18 protein-coding genes are annotated in these 15,895 nt (G+C 50.0%); 9 read left to right on the top strand and 9 right to left on the bottom strand.

The genetic code is table 11. From position 1 onward, the window contains the following. Positions 1 to 7: 7 nt before the first annotated feature. The 8 genes from prgJ to avrA all read left to right on the top strand — a co-directional run bounded on the left by prgJ (position 8) and on the right by avrA (position 6,166). Positions 8 to 313 carry a type III secretion system inner rod protein PrgJ gene (gene prgJ / locus J4613_RS18855; RefSeq protein WP_000020431.1) on the top strand — a complete coding sequence of 102 codons (306 nt, stop codon included), beginning with the start codon at positions 8 to 10 and terminating at the stop codon, positions 311 to 313. Continuing rightward, entirely contained in the window at positions 310 to 1,068 is a 759-nt protein-coding gene (prgK, locus tag J4613_RS18850; protein ID WP_000621238.1) for a type III secretion system inner membrane ring lipoprotein PrgK, read from the top strand. The genes prgJ and prgK overlap by 4 nt, the downstream gene beginning before the upstream one ends. Beyond that, on the top strand, positions 1,040 to 1,639 hold the full coding sequence (gene orgA / locus J4613_RS18845; protein ID WP_001574876.1) for an oxygen-regulated invasion protein OrgA: 600 nt from the start codon (positions 1,040 to 1,042) through the stop codon (positions 1,637 to 1,639). Before prgK ends, orgA begins: the two co-directional genes overlap by 29 nt. Next, complete coding sequence (gene orgB / locus J4613_RS18840) at positions 1,596 to 2,276, top strand: type III secretion system linker protein OrgB (RefSeq protein WP_000916654.1); 681 nt, start codon at positions 1,596 to 1,598, stop codon at positions 2,274 to 2,276. The genes orgA and orgB overlap by 44 nt, the downstream gene beginning before the upstream one ends. After that, the gene (locus J4613_RS18835; RefSeq protein WP_000612179.1) at positions 2,273 to 2,725 is read left to right on the top strand and encodes a type III secretion system effector protein OrgC; all 453 of its coding nucleotides are present in this window, start codon (positions 2,273 to 2,275) and stop codon (positions 2,723 to 2,725) included. Before orgB ends, J4613_RS18835 begins: the two co-directional genes overlap by 4 nt. A gap of 344 nt (positions 2,726 to 3,069) precedes the next feature. Then, a complete protein-coding gene (gene hilC / locus J4613_RS18830; protein WP_000243998.1) occupies positions 3,070 to 3,957 on the top strand; it encodes an invasion transcriptional regulator HilC in 888 nt (295 codons plus the stop codon). Between the two features lie 384 nt (positions 3,958 to 4,341). Beyond that, positions 4,342 to 5,097: a transcriptional regulator SprB gene (gene sprB, locus J4613_RS18825; protein ID WP_001246659.1), complete on the top strand. Its 756-nt coding sequence runs from the start codon at positions 4,342 to 4,344 to the stop codon at positions 5,095 to 5,097. Between the two features lie 160 nt (positions 5,098 to 5,257). After that, entirely contained in the window at positions 5,258 to 6,166 is a 909-nt protein-coding gene (gene avrA / locus J4613_RS18820) for a type III secretion system YopJ family effector AvrA (RefSeq protein WP_077905364.1), read from the top strand. Between the two features lie 98 nt (positions 6,167 to 6,264). On the opposite strand, the gene sitD is transcribed toward avrA, so the two are convergent. Genes sitD through sitA form a run of 4 tightly spaced genes read right to left on the bottom strand, consistent with a single transcriptional unit; the run spans position 6,265 to position 9,696 of the window. Beyond that, positions 6,265 to 7,113 (bottom strand): iron/manganese ABC transporter permease subunit SitD, encoded by an 849-nt coding sequence (gene sitD, locus J4613_RS18815; protein ID WP_000480210.1) that lies wholly within the window; start codon positions 7,111 to 7,113, stop codon positions 6,265 to 6,267. Next, positions 7,104 to 7,964, bottom strand: a complete 861-nt coding sequence (gene sitC / locus J4613_RS18810) for an iron/manganese ABC transporter permease subunit SitC (protein ID WP_001104336.1) — start codon at positions 7,962 to 7,964, stop codon at positions 7,104 to 7,106. The genes sitD and sitC overlap by 10 nt, the downstream gene beginning before the upstream one ends. Then, complete coding sequence (gene sitB, locus J4613_RS18805) at positions 7,961 to 8,782, bottom strand: iron/manganese ABC transporter ATP-binding protein SitB (protein WP_000083159.1); 822 nt, start codon at positions 8,780 to 8,782, stop codon at positions 7,961 to 7,963. The genes sitC and sitB overlap by 4 nt, the downstream gene beginning before the upstream one ends. After that, a complete protein-coding gene (sitA, locus tag J4613_RS18800; protein ID WP_000182931.1) occupies positions 8,779 to 9,696 on the bottom strand; it encodes an iron/manganese ABC transporter substrate-binding protein SitA in 918 nt (305 codons plus the stop codon). The genes sitB and sitA overlap by 4 nt, the downstream gene beginning before the upstream one ends. A 181-nt stretch (positions 9,697 to 9,877) precedes the next feature. Here sitA and J4613_RS18795 point away from each other — a divergent pair, with 181 nt between their 5' ends. Beyond that, positions 9,878 to 10,222 carry a nitrous oxide-stimulated promoter family protein gene (locus J4613_RS18795; RefSeq protein WP_001117938.1) on the top strand — a complete coding sequence of 115 codons (345 nt, stop codon included), beginning with the start codon at positions 9,878 to 9,880 and terminating at the stop codon, positions 10,220 to 10,222. A gap of 61 nt (positions 10,223 to 10,283) precedes the next feature. Here the strand turns inward: J4613_RS18795 and flhA are convergent, their stop codons facing one another. The 5 genes from flhA to hypB all read right to left on the bottom strand — a co-directional run bounded on the left by flhA (position 10,284) and on the right by hypB (position 15,844). Then, complete coding sequence (flhA, locus tag J4613_RS18790; protein WP_000122696.1) at positions 10,284 to 12,362, bottom strand: formate hydrogenlyase transcriptional activator FlhA; 2,079 nt, start codon at positions 12,360 to 12,362, stop codon at positions 10,284 to 10,286. A gap of 218 nt (positions 12,363 to 12,580) precedes the next feature. Continuing rightward, the gene (gene hypE / locus J4613_RS18785; protein WP_001059950.1) at positions 12,581 to 13,591 is read right to left on the bottom strand and encodes a hydrogenase expression/formation protein HypE; all 1,011 of its coding nucleotides are present in this window, start codon (positions 13,589 to 13,591) and stop codon (positions 12,581 to 12,583) included. Then, a complete protein-coding gene (gene hypD / locus J4613_RS18780) occupies positions 13,588 to 14,709 on the bottom strand; it encodes a hydrogenase formation protein HypD (RefSeq protein ID WP_001212959.1) in 1,122 nt (373 codons plus the stop codon). The genes hypE and hypD overlap by 4 nt, the downstream gene beginning before the upstream one ends. Then, a complete protein-coding gene (hypC, locus tag J4613_RS18775; protein WP_000334871.1) occupies positions 14,709 to 14,981 on the bottom strand; it encodes a hydrogenase 3 maturation protein HypC in 273 nt (90 codons plus the stop codon). Before hypC ends, hypD begins: the two co-directional genes overlap by 1 nt. Next, positions 14,972 to 15,844, bottom strand: coding sequence for a hydrogenase nickel incorporation protein HypB (hypB, locus tag J4613_RS18770; RefSeq protein ID WP_000337636.1), 873 nt, complete (start codon positions 15,842 to 15,844; stop codon positions 14,972 to 14,974). Before hypB ends, hypC begins: the two co-directional genes overlap by 10 nt. Positions 15,845 to 15,895: the final 51 nt, after the last annotated feature.

Genomic DNA, 15,895 nt, shown 5'->3' with positions numbered 1-15,895 from the left:
GTGGATTATGTCGATTGCAACTATTGTCCCTGAGAATGCCGTTATAGGGCAGGCGGTCAATATCAGGTCTATGGAAACGGACATTGTCTCGCTGGATGACCGGCTACTCCAGGCTTTTTCTGGTTCGGCGATTGCCACGGCTGTGGATAAACAGACGATTACCAACAGGATTGAGGACCCTAATCTGGTGACGGATCCTAAAGAGCTGGCTATTTCGCAAGAGATGATTTCAGATTATAACCTGTATGTTTCTATGGTCAGTACCCTTACTCGTAAAGGAGTCGGGGCTGTTGAAACGCTATTACGCTCATGATTCGTCGATATCTATATACTTTTCTGCTGGTAATGACCCTTGCCGGCTGTAAAGATAAGGATCTTTTAAAAGGACTGGACCAGGAACAGGCTAATGAGGTCATTGCCGTTCTGCAAATGCACAATATAGAGGCGAATAAAATTGATAGCGGAAAATTGGGCTATAGCATTACCGTTGCTGAGCCTGATTTTACCGCTGCGGTGTACTGGATTAAAACTTATCAGCTTCCTCCCCGGCCACGGGTGGAAATAGCGCAGATGTTCCCGGCGGATTCGCTGGTATCGTCTCCGCGAGCTGAAAAGGCCAGGTTATATTCGGCTATTGAACAGCGACTGGAACAGTCATTACAGACGATGGAGGGCGTGCTCTCCGCCAGGGTCCATATTAGTTATGATATTGATGCTGGTGAAAATGGCCGCCCGCCAAAACCTGTTCATCTGTCGGCATTAGCCGTATATGAACGAGGTTCGCCGCTTGCGCATCAGATCAGCGATATCAAGCGTTTCTTAAAGAATAGTTTTGCCGATGTGGATTATGACAACATTTCTGTTGTGTTGTCAGAACGTTCTGATGCCCAATTACAGGCTCCCGGCACACCAGTAAAACGTAATTCTTTTGCAACCAGTTGGATTGTGTTGATTATTTTGTTATCCGTGATGTCAGCAGGCTTTGGCGTCTGGTATTACAAAAACCATTATGCCCGCAATAAGAAAGGCATAACGGCTGATGATAAGGCGAAATCGTCAAATGAATAGGCAGCCATTACCCATTATCTGGCAAAGAATCATTTTTGATCCGTTATCGTATATCCATCCTCAGCGGTTGCAGATAGCGCCGGAAATGATTGTCAGACCCGCCGCCAGGGCGGCGGCAAATGAGTTAATACTGGCGGCATGGCGGCTTAAGAACGGAGAAAAGGAGTGTATTCAAAACTCACTGACGCAGCTGTGGCTGCGTCAGTGGCGCCGACTGCCGCAAGTAGCGTATTTACTCGGTTGCCATAAACTGAGAGCCGATCTGGCAAGGCAGGGAGCCTTGCTTGGCCTGCCGGATTGGGCGCAAGCATTTTTGGCAATGCATCAGGGAACAAGTTTATCTGTCTGCAATAAGGCGCCGAATCACCGGTTTTTACTTAGCGTCGGGTATGCACAGTTAAATGCCCTAAATGAATTTTTACCTGAATCTTTAGCACAGCGTTTTCCTTTGCTTTTTCCTCCATTTATTGAGGAGGCATTGAAGCAGGATGCTGTAGAAATGTCAATTTTGCTACTGGCCTTACAATATGCTCAAAAATATCCCAATACCGTCCCCGCTTTCGCCTGTTGAGGGGATACTGATAAAGCGTAAAACGCTGGAACGTTATTTCTCTATTGAAAGATTAGAACAGCAGGCGCATCAACGGGCTAAGCGTATTTTGCGAGAGGCGGAAGAAGAGGCAAAGACCTTGCGGATGTACGCCTATCAGGAAGGTTACGAGCAGGGAATGATAGACGCGTTACAGCAGGTCGCCGCTTATCTTACTGATAATCAGACAATGGCCTGGAAGTGGATGGAAAAAATACAGATTTATGCCCGCGAGTTATTTTCAGCTGCGGTCGACCATCCCGAAACGCTTTTAACCGTCCTGGATGAGTGGCTAAGGGATTTCGATAAGCCTGAGGGGCAACTTTTTTTAACACTGCCAGTTAATGCGAAAAAAGATCACCAAAAACTGATGGTGTTGCTTATGGAGAACTGGCCAGGCACTTTTAATCTTAAATATCATCAGGAACAGCGCTTTATCATGAGTTGCGGCGATCAGATCGCAGAATTTTCACCTGAACAATTTGTTGAAACGGCAGTAGGCGTCATTAAGCATCATCTTGATGAACTTCCACAAGACTGCCGGACAATTTCTGATAACGCCATTAACGCACTTATTGATGAATGGAAGACAAAAACGCAAGCGGAGGTTATAAGGTGATACCGGGTACGATTCCGACTTCTTATTTGGTCCCGACAGCAGATACTGAAGCGACGGGTGTGGTTTCGTTGAGTGCCAGGGCCGCTATGCTGAATAATGTGGATAGCGCGCCTTTAAGCAATGGCGGCGACGTTGATCTTTATGATGCATTCTACCAACGACTTTTGGCGCTTCCTGAGTCAGCCTCTTCTGAAACGCTTAAAGATAGCATTTATCAAGAGATGAATGCCTTCAAAGATCCTAACAGTGGTGATTCGGCTTTTGTTTCTTTTGAGCAGCAAACGGCTATGCTACAAAACATGTTAGCAAAAGTTGAACCGGGCACCCATTTATATGAGGCTTTAAACGGGGTATTAGTTGGTACAATGAATGCACAGTCACAAATGACCTCCTGGATGCAGGAGATTATTTTATCGGGCGGGGAAAACAAAGAGGCAATTGACTGGTGAACCCCCATTGCTGGCGATTTGTGATAAGGTATGGTGTATATATCAGCAAATAATGCAGAAAATGCACCATGCCAGTGTGTCTATCTTATTGATGTATATGGATTATTAAGATGTCTGCCAGCCGTTTTATTCTGAAATGATTATATTAATATTGTAAGCTTTCATTACAAAATTGTGCATAAAGTTTGTAAGGGTATCTTTTTGTGACGAAATGAACGCGCGTTGGAATGTAATTATTGGCTATAATAATAAAAAAATCGGATTTAAATCATCTCTGTGAGTTTTAATTATTTGTTTATAAGAATATAACGATTTTGAGTTCCTTATAGCACACAGGATAAAATATGGTATTGCCTTCAATGAATAAATCAGTTGAGGCCATTAGCAATAATCACCTTCAACAGCCGAACAAATTTCCATTAATAAATGGATTAGCTGACGTAAGAGACTATTATGTCGCAAACTGCTTATTGTTTAAACTTAATAAAGGCAGTTTGCGAATTGAAAACGAATTTGGGGAGTTCATCGAACAATCTGCGCCGTGTTTATTTTTATTGGAAAAAGATCAAACAATCACGCTTAGTATGAGCGAAATAGAAGGGCATATTGATTTTTCTTCACTGGAAGTTTCCTATGACTTAATGCAAAAATTCTACAAAGTTTTTTACAGTACAAGAAACTATAATGATCGAGAGCTATCATTAAAAACGAAACCAAAGTATTTTTTTCATGCGGACTTGTTGCCAGGGATGAGTGATACTTTTGACTCTATTTTGCATGGTGTGGCATGTCCACGGGTTTGTAGTAATGTGAGTATTGATGATCATGATTATTCATATTTCTCATTGATGTATCTTATATCGGCATTTGTACGTAAGCCCGGTGGGTTTGATTTCCTTGAGCGAGCAATAAAAATTACGACAAAAGAGAAAGTTTATAACATTATTATCAGCGATCTCACCCGCAAATGGTCACAGGCTGAGGTGGCAGGAAAGCTGTTTATGAGCGTATCAAGTCTGAAGCGAAAACTGGCCGCTGAAGAGGTGAGTTTTAGCAAAATATACCTGGATGCTCGTATGAATCAGGCTATAAAATTATTACGTATGGGGGCTGGAAATATTTCACAAGTCGCGACGATGTGTGGCTATGATACGCCTTCTTATTTTATCGCTATTTTTAAACGGCATTTTAAGATTACACCGCTTAGCTTTATGCGTACAATGAACCATTGATTTGTGAAATTATTTTAAACGTTACTATCTGTTTGCGTTACAGATACCAAATATTTTTTTAATCGTAGTGTATATTTCAGTATCGCTACACCAGTGATATGTAGTTAATGAAAGGGAATCGAAAGCGTTCATTGTCAGACATACATGGCCACCAGGCGCCGGGCAATCGTTGTACTCTAAGAGATTACAGTAAAGTAAAACAGCAAATTTAATCATTATCAGATTTGTAAAAGGAATTCATTTCGGTAACGACATTGCGCATGTAATAACGTATCTGGTCTTATTACCTTTGTAGTAAGAAGGCGTTATCTACTTGCGCAGTAGTCGCCCAGGAAGAAAAATCATTACCGAAGCTGTGGTCAGTTTTCAAAAAAGGATAAATAAATGAGAAATGTAATTATATACGGTATTAACTGGACTAATTGTTATGCCCTACAGTCTATTTTTAAGCAAAAATATCCGGAAAAGTGCGTTAAAACGTGTAACTCATTAACTGCACTTTTGCATTCCCTATCCGATATGCCGGACGCCGGGCTGATTTTAGCTTTGAACCCGCATGAGCATGTTTATCTTTTTCATGCGTTGCTGACGCGGTTGCAGAACCGTAAAGTTTTGGTAGTGGCAGATCGCTTGTATTATATCGATCGCTGTGTGCTGCAATATTTTGGCGTTATGGATTATGTTTTAAAAGACGAACTATCCTGCGCTATCCGCTCGGAGCGAGAGAAGCTCCGTCTTCCGGAAGCCTGGCTGCGTTTCTGCCACAGGCCACAAAAGAAAACCGTGGCTGCTACGTATGCTTTTAATGCCGGCGAGACGCCGGAAGAGGTATTGTTTAATATCAATCAATACGCCTGGTGGAATCTACCTCCCGGTGTCACGCAGGCGAAATATGCGCTGCTGATATTATTATCCTCCGGACATCCGGCAATTGAACTGGCGAAAAAATTTGGTCTGGGAACAAAAACCGTCAGTATTTATCGTAAGAAGGTTATGTATCGTTTGGGGATGGACTCTTCACCGCTATCGCTGTTCCGGGGACTGAAACTAGACGCGCATTTACAGCGCACTGCTTTTGCACATAACCCTGCTGTACCTGACGATAATTGCGCGTTACCGATTGCGGTAGGAATGAATTAAAATATTTTTTATCATTTATGACCATGTGTTGAGCTTTTATTATAAAAAAGATTTTTTGAGTAGTAATTCTTATATATAATCATCCGGAGGTGGTTGGTAGCCTGGCTCAATCATTGAGGCATATTTTTGCAGGCAATATATTGAATCTGAAAAGTTAAAGATGATATTTTCGGTGCAGGAGCTATCATGTGGAGGGAAAAGTATGCTAAGTCCTACGACTCGTAATATGGGGGCGAGTTTATCGCCTCAGCCTGACGTCAGCGGGGAGCTAAACACCGAAGCATTGACCTGTATTGTTGAGCGTCTGGAAAGTGAAATTATAGATGGCAGCTGGATTCATATCAGTTACGAGGAAACCGATCTCGAAATGATGCCTTTTCTTGTTGCACAGGCCAATAAGAAGTATCCAGAGTTAAATCTTAAATTTGTTATGTCAGTCCATGAGCTTGTTTCCTCTATAAAGGAGACCAGAATGGAAGGCGTTGAATCTGCCCGATTTCTCGTAAATATGGGAAGTTCAGGTATCCATATTTCAGTCGTCGATTTTAGAGTTATGGACGGAAAGACATCGGTGATTTTGTTCGAACCAGCAGCGTGTAGCGCTTTTGGACCTGCTTTACTGGCGTTGAGGACCAAAGCAGCTCTTGAACGTGAACAACTGCCTGATTGTTATTTTGCTATGGTCGAGCTGGACATTCAACGAAGCTCTTCTGAATGCGGTATTTTTAGCCTGGCGCTCGCCAAAAAACTTCAGCTTGAATTTATGAACTTAGTAAAAATTCATGAAGATAATATTTGTGAACGTCTGTGTGGTGAAGAACCTTTTCTCCCGTCCGATAAAGCAGACCGCTATCTGCCGGTGAGTTTTTACAAACATACTCAAGGCGTACAACGATTAAATGAATATGTGGAGGCCAATCCGGCGGCGGGAAGCAGTATAGTAAACAAAAAGAATGAAACGCTTTATGAGCGATTCGATAACAATGCCGTTATGCTAAACGATAAAAAACTCTCTATATCCGCTCATAAAAAAAGGATAGCTGAATATAAGTCTTTACTTAAACCGTAATGAAATTATGAGGTTGCCTGCCAGAGGAAATCCTTCCAGCGCCATAAAACTACTCTATATTATGACCGTATGTTTCCTGAATAGCAGGCAAAAAAGTGTTAACCTTGCGCCTCTGGTACGATTTCATTACTCCTGTCGCGCCATGTTGCGTAAATAAATACCACAATAAACACGATGGCAAATAATACCACGATGGTCGGCGCTGGCGCGCTATCAAGGTAAAAAGACAGATAGACGCCCGCAAAAGCGGTAATAACTGACAGACTCACCGCTAATCCCAGCGCGCGCGCAAAGCGTCGCGTCAGCAAAATGGCAATTGCGCCGGGGGCGATAAGTAGTGAGATTGACAGAATAATGCCCACCGATTTCAGCGTGGCGACGATAGTCAGCGCAATCATACATAGCAGGCCATAATGCAGTAGCGTGGTATTCAGCCCGCTGGCTTTCGCCTGGTGCGGGTCAAAAGCGTGTAGCAGGAGATCTTTCCATTTCAGCCCTATGATTAACGCAATACCCAGTGCAATAACTGACGTTTGTACGATATCCCCCAGCGATACGCCCAGCATATCCCCAAACAGGATGTGATCCAGATGCACTTCCGATTGAATAGAAACATAGAGCACCAGACCTGCGCCAAACATCCCGGAAAAGACGATGCCCATCACCGTATCACGTTTGATGCGGCTGTTATCGTCCAGATAGCCGGTCGCGATAGCGCAAAATAATCCGGCAATGAAGGCGCCAATCGCCAGGGGGATCCCCACAATATATGCCAGCACGACCCCGGGGAATACCGCATGACTCATTGCATCGCCCATTAACGCCCAGCCTTTTAACACTAAAAACACGGACAGTAAGGCGCAGGGAATCGCCACAATGACCGAAACCATAAGGGCGTTCACCATAAAATCAAACTGAAAGGGTTCCAGTAACGTTGTTAAGAACATGTCGGCTCCTTCTGCAGGCGGGCGCGTCGACGGTTGGCTAACAGACCGTGTTTCGGGGCGAAAATAAAGGCTGTGATGAACAGTAAGGTTTGCATGACGACAATAATTCCACCCGTGGCGCCATCCAGCCAGTAGCTAAGCCATGCGCCCAGAAAACTGGTCAGGCTGCCAATCACGACGGCAATCATGAGCAGACGTGGAAAACGGTCGGTGAGTAACCAGGCCGTCGCGCCCGGCGTGACGACGAGACAGATTACCAGGAACGCCCCAACGGTTTGCAGGGCCGCCACGGTAGAGACGGACAATAGAGTGAAAAACAACAGCTTTAGTCGACCCGGATTAAGCCCGATAGAACGCGCATGGGTTTCATCGAAAAAGACGACCATCAGATCTTTCCACTTTAACAGCAGAATCGTCAGCGAGACTGCGCCGATAATCGCCAGTTGCGCAATATCCGCTGGCGCGATCGCCAGCACGTTGCCGAGAATAATCGTCTGGATATTCACCGACATCGGATTGAGCGACACCATAAAAAGGCCGACGCCAAAAAAAGAGGAGAAGATAAGCCCGATAATCGCGTCTTCTTTCAGGCGTGAGCGTTGGTTAAGAAAGAGCATACTGCCTGCCGCCAGTCCGCCGGAAAGAAACGCGCCGAGCGAGAAGGGCAGCCCTAACATCCAGGCGCCAGCGACGCCAGGCACAATAGAGTGAGATAGCGCATCGCCAATGAGCGACCAGCCTTTGAGCATCAAATAGCAGGAGAGAAACGCGCACAGACCGCCCACCATCGCGGAGACCCACATCGCGTTGAGCATATACTGGTAGCCAAATGGCTCAACAAGCCAGTTCATGACGATTTTCCTCCGCTGGCCACGCGCCGGGAAATAAAGGGGCGCTCGTCATCGGTGATGATGTGCTCTTCACCTCCGCTTAACGCGATATGACGTAGAACGCCGCTAAACGCCTGTTCCAGATTCGCGGCGGTAAACGTGGTTTCGGTAGGGCCGCTGGCCAGTACGGTTCCTTTAATCATTACCGTATAGTCGCAAAACTCGGTGACGGAGCCGAGATTATGCGTTGAGACCAGCATCGTGCGGCCTTCATCGCGCAGTTCCCGCAGTAGATCGATGATTCGCGCTTCGGTTTTTACATCCACGCCGGTAAAAGGTTCATCCAGCAGGATTACCTGTCCATCCTGAGCGATGGCCCTGGCAAGAAACACACGTTTTTTCTGCCCGCCGGACAGCTCGCCAATCTGCCTGTGACGATACTCCTGCATATCTACCCGCCCCAGCGCGGCGTCAACACAGGCGTGATCATACGCAGTGGGACGGCGTAGCCAGCCCATATGGCCGTAGCGTCCCATCATCACCACATCTTCTACCAGCACCGGAAATGACCAGTCCACTTCTTCCGATTGCGGAACATAAGCAATGAGGTTTTTTTTCAGCGCCTTGTTGACTGACTGTTGCAGGATAGTGATATCGCCCTGCGCAAGATGCACAAAGCCCATTAACGCTTTAAATAACGTAGACTTACCGGAACCATTTACGCCTACCAGCGCGGCGATTGAACCGCCAGGCACCTGAAAAGTGGCGTCCCGTAGGGCGGTATGACCGTTGCGATACGTCACCGTGACCTGATCAACGGTAATCGCAGATTGACTCATTGTTGACTCCTCAGTCCGTCGTTAATGCCGTTGACGATGGTTTCGGTCGTGACGCGCAGCAGATCCAGATAGGTTGGCACAGGGCCGTCAGCGGCGCTCAGAGAATCGACATACAGCACGCCGCCATAATGCGCGCCGGATTCACGCGCGACCTGACGGGCCGGTTTATCGGAAACCGTACTCTCGCTAAAGATGGCGGGAATATGGTGCTTTTTAATAGTATCAATCACTTTACGCACCTGTTTTGGCGTTCCCTGTTGATCGGCGTTAATTGGCCAGAGATAAAGCTCTTTCATGTCGTTATCGCGCGCCAGGTAAGAGAACGCGCCTTCACTGGTGACCAGCCAGCGCTGATCGGCGGGAATTTTTTCCAGTTCGGCACGCAACGGATCGGCCATCTGGCGAATTTTCGCTTTATAGCGCTCGGCGTTTTGCTTATAGATCTGCGCATTATCCGGATCGTACTTCACCAGGGCGTCGCGAATGTTATCGACATAAATCAGCGCGTTTTCTGCCGACATCCAGGCGTGCGGGTTCGGTTTACCGTTATACGGGCCTTCGGTAATGCCCATCGGTTTGACACCGGTGGAGACGACGACTTCCGGCACGCCGGAAAGGTGCTGATAAAAGCGGGCAAACCATCGCTCCAGGTTCAGACCATTCGCGAGGATAAGCTGTGCCCCCTGCGCTCGTTTAATATCGCCGGGCGTTGGCTGATACTCATGGATTTCAGCGCCGGGTTTGGTAATCGAGCTGACTTCCGCTGCGTCGCCCGCCACGTTTTTCGCCATGTCGGCAATAACGGTAAACGTGGTGATGACTTTAAATTTCTCTTTTGCATAGGCTGGCGATAGCGCGAGTATCGCGACAATACCGGCAAGCAGGAGTGTTTTCAGACGATGTAGATTCGTCATAGTATCCCTCGCAACAATGTGGTTAATTAATCATCGAATATAGCCTTTGCTATGTTATATAGCACAAGGCATGAATAAATGAAAATAATTCTTATTTGCGTAATGGCGACGATATGCAGTGATAGTGCTAAAGAGGGATAAGATGTAAAATAAATGCACCTTAATGTTCGGAGAGAGCACGATGCCTGGTAAACGTATCGCTCGTGAAAAACTGACGATCAAAAAAATGATCGCGCTGTATGAAAGCCAGTGCCCACAGGCGTCAGCGGTGCAGGGGCATTACGACGCGCTGTTCGCCTACGCGCAAAAACGTCTTGATAAATGCGTATTTGGCGAGGAAAAACCCGCCTGTAAGCAGTGCCCGGTGCACTGCTATCAGCCGGCTAAACGCGAGGAGATGAAGCAGATTATGCGTTGGGCAGGTCCGCGAATGCTTTGGCGGCATCCTGTCCTGACCGTGCGGCACCTTATCGACGATAAGCGCCCCGTTCCGGAATTGCCGGAAAAATATCAGCGCAAGAAGTGAAGGGGAAGCGCCAGGCCTACGGCGCGCATCATCTCCTGGCCGGATCAGATCCGGCAACCCGTTACGCTAACGCGTCTTTATCAATACCCAATCGCTTCATACGCGACAGCAGGGTGGTTCGTTTAAGCCCCAGACGCTGCGCCGCGCCTTTTGGTCCAGCCACTACGCCATTGGTCTCTTTCAGCACGCGTATAATAAGCTGATATTCATCTTCGCCTTCTTTGGCGCTTTCAGTCGCAACAGGCGAGGTATCGGGCGTTACGGCGGTAATATCCGGCAGCGACAGTTGTAGCACATTGCCGCGCGTCAGCAGCACGGCGCGCTCGACGACATTCTCCAGCTCGCGAACGTTCCCCGGCCATTCCATGCTGCTAAGCGTGCGCAGCGTTTCGGCGGGAATGCTGTCGATATTACGCCCCATTCGGCGGGCGATTTTGAAAGTGAACGCTTTGACCAGTAGTGGAATATCTTCCGGACGTTCGCGCAACGGAGGAAGCTGGATCGGAAAAACATTCAGCCGATAGTAGAGATCGTTACGGAATTCGCGATCGGCGACCATTTTTTTCAGATCGCGGTTAGTCGCGGCGATCAGCCGCACGTCGGTCTGGATCAGTTTATTGCTGCCGAGACGTTCAAACTCTTGCTCCTGAAGGACGCGCAGCAGCTTAGGCTGTAGCTCCAGCGGCATGTCGCCCACTTCATCCAGAAACAGCGAGCTTTTATCCGCCAGCTCGAAACGGCCAATCCGCTGCGCGCTGGCGCCGGTAAACGCGCCGCGCTCATGACCAAACAAATCGCTTTCCAGCAGCCCCGCCGGCATCGCGGCGCAGTTCATCTTTACCATCCTGCGCCCGCTACGTCCGCTCAGGTTGTGAATGGCGCGGGCAATCAACTCTTTACCGGTTCCCGTTTCGCCCAGAATCAGCACGGTACTGTCGCTCTGCGCCACCATCTCAACCTGCTTTAGCACGTTGTACATCGCTTCGCTGCGCCCGATGATCTCGCCAAACTCGCTGTCGACGTTATTAAGCTGCTCCGTGAGCGCCAGGTTTTCGTCGACCAGGCGTTCCTTCAGTCGGTGGATTTCCTGATAGGCCAGCGCATTATCCACGGCAATGGCTACTCGTTCGGCAATCTGACGCAGCAGCTTGAGGTTGGCGGTGGTAAACACTTTTTCTTCGCACTGGGCCAGTTTGAGCACGCCAAGCATCGTCTTGCCGGACATCAACGGCAGCAGGCAAAGCGTCTGGATCTGATTGCCCCAGGTATCGAACAGCATGCGTTCGTAGGGAGCAAGCGGATCGCGTTCGTTGAGGTTGATAAGCAGCATCTCTTTACTTTTAAAGACGCGCTCCGTGAGCGTGCCGGCTTCGTCGACTTCGCTCTGTTCGTGCGCCGGATGATGCTCATCAAGGTAGTGGGTGGAGTAGATATTCAGCTTATTTTTGCGATGGCTGCGCAACACGATGCTGATCGCGTCGATATTGAAATAGTGGTGGATCTCTTTTGCGACTTCGCTTACCAGCTCATCAATATCCAGACGCGACAGGACGGCGTTGGTGATCGCAACCAGAATACGGAAGTTATCGCGTTCGCGGCACAACAGATCATAATCGACATTATTGTTTACCCGGTTTTGAATTTGCTCGGCGACCACGCCGACAATTTGGGTAAACGTATGCAGACGGTCATATTCCTTTTCACTCCAGGGGCGATCTTCCTGACGGATGAATTCGCAGCCGCCGAAAATACGGCCCTCCGCGGCTAAAGGAAGCAGACAGTAATGACCAAATTCAGGGTAGAGGCCGCTCGCGGTAAGCTGCGGCCAGGTTTCGGTAAACTCATGGAAATTACAGTGCAATGCATCGGGGCGAGAAAGGATGCGACGTACCGGGCCGTGCGCCAGTACGGTTTCATCTTCATATTCAACAGGACGGCCATTTTCTCGCGTCGCATAATATTGTGCGCGTTGCGACTGCGCCTGCCATAGCACAATGCCGGCGCTGTCGGCGAGCGCTGAACGCTTTACCAGTTGCGAAAGCGCTTCACTGAGCGACGCCAAATCGGGCTGCTGCAATAAGGTACGAGTGATATCGAACAAGCCTTGCTGTCCAAGATCGCTCATGGGTGTATACGACATGTTGCTTTTCCAGGAAAATACCGCAAAACGGTGCGAAAACGGTAAATGAATTATAGGTATAAGTCGTAAGTTATTGCCGGATGGCTGACCGCAAACTCGCTGGTCACACACTCCGTAGGCCTGATAAGCAAAGCGCCATCAGGCGTTAATGCAGCGTTAATGCCGGATGTCGACGCAAATGCGTCTTATCCGGCCTACAGTATGCTGCCAACAGGCTGCTAGCATATACGAGGTAATGGTTCGGCGTGTGGCAAATCAAGGGTTCGCTTCACGCCATAGAGTCCGGCTAAGCGAACGCCTTTGCGTTCCACGACTTCGCCAATCAGCGCTGCATCACGTCCCAGCGGATGCGCGCGTAATGCCGCCAACGCCCGATCTGCGGCCTGCCGTTCAACGGCAATCACCAGTTTTCCTTCGTTGGCAAAGTTCAGGGCATCCAGCCCCAACAGCTCGCAGACGCCGCGCACGGCAGGTTTGAGCGGCAGTGCGGATTCGGACAATTCAATACCGTAACCGCAGGACGCCGCAAACTCATGGGCGACCGCATTCACGCCGCCGCGCGTGGCGTCACGCAATGCCTTCACTCCGTCAATATGACGCAGCGTCTGAATAAGCGGCGTTAATACTGCGCAGTCGCTCGCCAGCTCGCCATCCAGTCCCAGTTGCTCACGCAGGTTGAGAATAGTGGCACCGTGATCGCCAAGCGTACCGCTGACTAACAGCACATCGCCAACGCTCAGCGTTTGCGCGCCCCAGTGAATATCGGCGGGAATCGCCCCCATGCCGGCAGTGTTGATAAATAATTTGTCCGCCGCGCCGCGCTGCACAACTTTGGTGTCGCCGGTTACAATGGCGATACCCGCTTCCCGCGCGGTCGCCGCCATGCTATTGACCACGCTTTTTAACGTATCCATCGGCAGCCCTTCTTCAAGGATAAAGCCGCAGGAGAGATAGCGGGGGATCGCGCCGCTCACCGCTACGTCGTTCGCCGTACCGCAAATCGCCAGTTTGCCGATATTGCCGCCGGGAAAAAAGAGCGGATCGATCACATAGCTATCGGTAGAAAACGCCAGACGGTCGCCCTCCGCCGTCAGCTGCGCCAGCTCCAGACGCGCCTGATCTTCTTGTTCCGCCAGCCACGGGTTGGCAAAGGCCTCCATAAACAGGCTATTAATCAACTGTTGCATAGCCTGGCCGCCGCTGCCGTGGGCGAGTTGTATATTGTTCAAACTTCACACTCCTGCTGACGATACTGATACCAGGCGGCGCATGCGCCTTCGGAAGAGACCATCAGCGCGCCGAACGCGGTCTCTGGATTACATGTTTTACCAAATAGCGGGCACTGATGCGGCTTGCATCTGCCGGTCAGCACTTCGCCGCAGCGGGCGCGCGGATCGTCATAGACCTGTTGTGGCGCTGGGCGGAAATGCGCTTCGGCGTCAAAGCGCTGATACTCTGGCGTCAGGTGGACGCCGGAGGATTCAATCACGCCCAGACCGCGCCACTCGCTGTTGCCATTAACGCAGAACACATCGGCGATGGCCTGCTGCGCCAGCATGTTTCCGGCATCCGGCACCACGCGACGGTATTGGTTTTCAACCTGGCTTAGGGCCGCTATTTTCTGCTCAACCAGCATGACCACGCCTTGCAGTAGATCAAGCGGTTCGAATCCAGCTACCACCAGCGGGCGATGAAAATCGGCGGCGATAAACTGGTACGCCTCGGTGCCGATGACCATGCTGACGTGGCCTGGCGCAAGAAAGGCGTCAATGCCGTTGTCCGGCTGCTCCAGTAGGCTACGCAGCGTCGGGATCAGCGTAATGTGCTGGCAGAAAAAGTAGAAGTTTCGCACGTCACGCTGTTTTGCCTGCTGTAGCGTGATGGCGGTGGTCGGCATGGTGGTTTCAAAGCCCAGCCCGAAAAATACCACTTTGCGGGTCGGGTTATCCTGCGCCAGCTTCAGCGCGTCCATCGGAGAATAAACAATACGCACATCCGCGCCGCGCGCTTTAGCCTGCAACAGAGAACCCTGTTTCCCCGGCACGCGCATGGCATCGCCAAAGGTGCAGAAAATCACCTCCGGATGACTGGCGATTTCCACGCAACTGTCGATGCGTCCCATCGGCAGCACGCAGACCGGACAACCGGGGCCGTGAATAAACTCCACGTTTTCGGGCAGTAACTGATCGAGACCAAATTTAAAAATTGCGTGGGTATGACCCCCGCAGACTTCCATAATGCGCAACGGACGTTCGGCAGTGTAAGGAAGAAGGGCGGCGCGTTCACGCAGGTGTTCAATGAGCTGCATTACCTGTTCCGGCGCACGGTACTCGTCAACAAAACGCATTATCTCTCCTCACCATACAGCAGTGCGCCGACGTCCGGCTCAACATCAAACATATTTTGTAGCGCGTCGAGCGTGTCGCGCGCTTCCGCTTCGTTAATGACGCTCATGGCGAATCCGACATGAACCAGCACCCACTGACCCAGACGCGGCTGACCGTTTTCATCACAACTGCCGACTAATGTGAGATCGACGTCGCGCTGAATGCCGCAGACGTCAACTTTTGCCTGATTGCCGTCAATGGCGCGGATTTGACCCGGCACGCCTATGCACATCGCTGCGCCTCCAGCCAGGCCAGCCACTGATCCATGCCTTCGCCGCTGGTGGCGGAAATCAGGATAATTTCAATCTCCGGGTTCACTTCACGCGCGCTGGCGATGCACTTCTCAACGTCAAAATTGAGGTAGGGCAGCAGATCGACTTTATTGAGCAGCATGAGCGACGCAGCGGCAAACATATGGGGATACTTCAGCGGCTTATCTTCACCTTCGGTCACGGAAAGCACTGCGACTTTATGCTTTTCGCCCAGATCGAAGCTGGCCGGGCAGACGAGATTACCGACGTTTTCGATAAACAGAATACCGTGGTCATCCAGCGGCAGGCGCGGCGCGGCGTCGGCGATCATTTGCGCGTCAAGATGGCAGCCTTTACCGGTGTTGACCTGAATGGCGGGCGTGCCGGTAGCGCGGATGCGGGCGGCGTCGTTCACTGTCTGCTGGTCGCCTTCAATCACCGCGCACGGTACACGGTCTTTCAATTTCATCAGCGTTTCGGTCAGCAGGGTGGTTTTACCGGACCCGGGGCTGGACACCAGGTTGAGCACCAGTTGCTGGCGGGCGGCAAAACGGGCGCGGTTGCGCTCAGCCAGACGATTATTTTTGTCCAGCACGTCGATTTCAACCTCCAGCATCCGCCGCTGACTCATACCAGGCGCGTGGGTTCCGGCTTCGCCGTGGCCGTAATGCAGATCGCCTTCTGCGGTCTGACTTGGGGCAAAGTCAGGCGTTTTAATGCCGGTAATATTCAGCGCCGGGCGAGCCGCTGGGGCAAAGGGCGCGCTACGAAACGCTGAGTGCGGATTATGTTCATCGCCTTCTATATAAAGGTTGCCTTCAGCGCAACCGCAAGTCGTACACATCGCTTACTCCTGATCTTTTTCTTGTTACAGGCTTTCTGCCGGATGGCGACG

The sequence above is a fragment of the Salmonella sp. 32020114201800008SM genome, assembly GCF_017572025.1.
Lineage (GTDB): Bacteria > Pseudomonadota > Gammaproteobacteria > Enterobacterales > Enterobacteriaceae > Salmonella > Salmonella enterica.
This window is presented reverse-complemented; position numbering and strand designations above follow the sequence as displayed.